The sequence below is a fragment of the Arenibacter lacus genome (assembly GCF_008711145.1).
Classification (GTDB): domain Bacteria; phylum Bacteroidota; class Bacteroidia; order Flavobacteriales; family Flavobacteriaceae; genus Arenibacter; species Arenibacter amylolyticus.
The window spans coordinates 1-1,958 of record NZ_VVIN01000148.1; the positions used below are offsets into that span (position 1 = coordinate 1).

Consider the following 1,958-nt stretch of genomic DNA (forward strand, 5'->3'; position numbering starts at 1 on the left):
CGCCTATCTCCATTTGTAATCCAGCCAATTAACAACTTTCAACCCAACCCGTCACTTCGAGTTTACCTACCGGAGGGAGGCCTGCCTGCCTTCCGGGGTAGGCTCGCCTGCCGGGGTAGGCCTACATGGCTGCAGGCAGGTGATCCGACTGTAGGAGGATTGTATCGAGAAGCACGCGAACTAACGGCTTCATAACTTCATAACTTCATAACAGCTAAACCATTTAACTACTTAACCGTCTAACCACCTAACCCTCCTCCAATAAATTAAGCTGTTCTAATCCCCTGAATTAAGTCTCAATTCAAAATTATACACCCATTGTTACATTTTCACATTAATTCCCCTATTTCCAAATCTATAAATTAACAAATTTCAAAATCAACTTTTAACTTCGTAACTTCATAGCTTCATAACAACATAACTATTCACATAACAATGACCATAGACTCCCACCAACATTTCTGGAAATACAACCCCAAAAAACACGCATGGATTAACGATGAAATGGCCGTTATCCGAAGAGACTTTCTTCCCTCAGATCTAGAATCTGTATTCGCCGAAAATGGCGTGGATGGCTGCGTAGCGGTGCAGGCCGATCAAACCCTGGCGGAAACCGATTTCCTTTTGGAATTGGCCCATGAGCACGATTTTATAAAAGGCGTTGTAGGTTGGGCAGATCTTAGGAGTAAGAGTGTTGAACACCTTCTAGAAAAATACGCTTCCGATAACAAACTAAAGGGCTACCGACATATTGTTCAGGGAGAGGAAGATCCCAATTTTCTTTTGCGTCCCGATTTTCTAAACGGAATCTCCAAATTGGAAGAATACGGAGCGGTCTATGACATTCTAGTATTCCCCCATCAATTGGGAGCTACCTTAGAATTTGTAAAAAAGTTCCCAAATCAAAAATTTGTGATCGACCATATTGCTAAACCCTATATTAGAGATGGCTTTTTTGAGGGCTGGGCAGTGTTGATGAAAGAAATCGAAAAACACGAAAACGTCTATTGCAAAATATCGGGTATGATTACCGAAGCAGATTATCACAGCTGGACCCCAGAACAGATTCACCCATATATGGAACTGGTATTGGAAGCCTTTGGGCCCAAACGCTGTATGTATGGCTCCGATTGGCCCGTTTGCCTAGTAGCAGGTAAATACAGTGAAGTCAAAAATCTCACCACCAACTTTATCAATACCCTAAGTGCCACAGAACAACAAGCCATCATGGGTGGGAATGCGGTGGAGTTCTATGATTTATAAATAGTATTGAGGTATTAGTATTGAGATTGGTTCAGTAGCCAGTAAACGGTAAACAGTAGCCAGTGGCTTTTCTGTTTTAATTGAAGCTATAGGCTGTAAAAAGTGAACAGTAGGCAGTTTTTTCAATTAACAGTAAATAATTAGCAATTGAAAAACAGTATTGAGTACAAAGTATTGAGTACTGAGATGGGTCCAGTAATCGGTAAACGGTAGTCAGTAATCGGTTATTAGTGGTTTTCTGGATAAAGTTAGCAGTTGCAGTAGGCAGTTTTTTCAGTGAACAATAATCAATTAGCAATAAACAATTGTGTGCGTCCCTGATATAGGTTGACCTCTACTAGGGGAAAAAATCGAAAGCTCCTCCCTAATGCTTCGGCTACGCTCAGCACGAGTAAAAGGGAGGTGGTTTGCCTGAAAGTGCAAAGCGGAGGGATTTTTTAAAGTATTGACTACAAAGTATTAAGTATTGAGTTTTGGTCGATAATCAACTTTTACATTTGCACCTAGAAACCTAATACTTCTCTTTAAGCAACCTCATGCAGAAAAAGTCTTACCCCCCTACCCCCTAAAGGGGGGACTTTCTCTCAACTTCTTAAAAATCTAGAATAGGTAATGAATTTCCCCGTGAATTAGCTCGGAGTCAATAGAAGATGCTGCCACTTTTGGGATTTAAACCAAAAGGTAAGCTCCAATCC

1 protein-coding gene is annotated in these 1,958 nt (G+C 41.1%); it reads left to right on the forward strand.

Annotated features, from left to right (window positions below; all coding sequences use genetic code 11):
* Nucleotides 1-435: 435 nt before the first annotated feature.
* Nucleotides 436-1,263 (forward strand): amidohydrolase family protein, encoded by an 828-nt coding sequence (locus F1E73_RS16825; protein ID WP_150452640.1) that lies wholly within the window; start codon nucleotides 436-438, stop codon nucleotides 1,261-1,263.
* The last annotated feature ends 695 nt before the right edge of the window (nucleotides 1,264-1,958 follow it).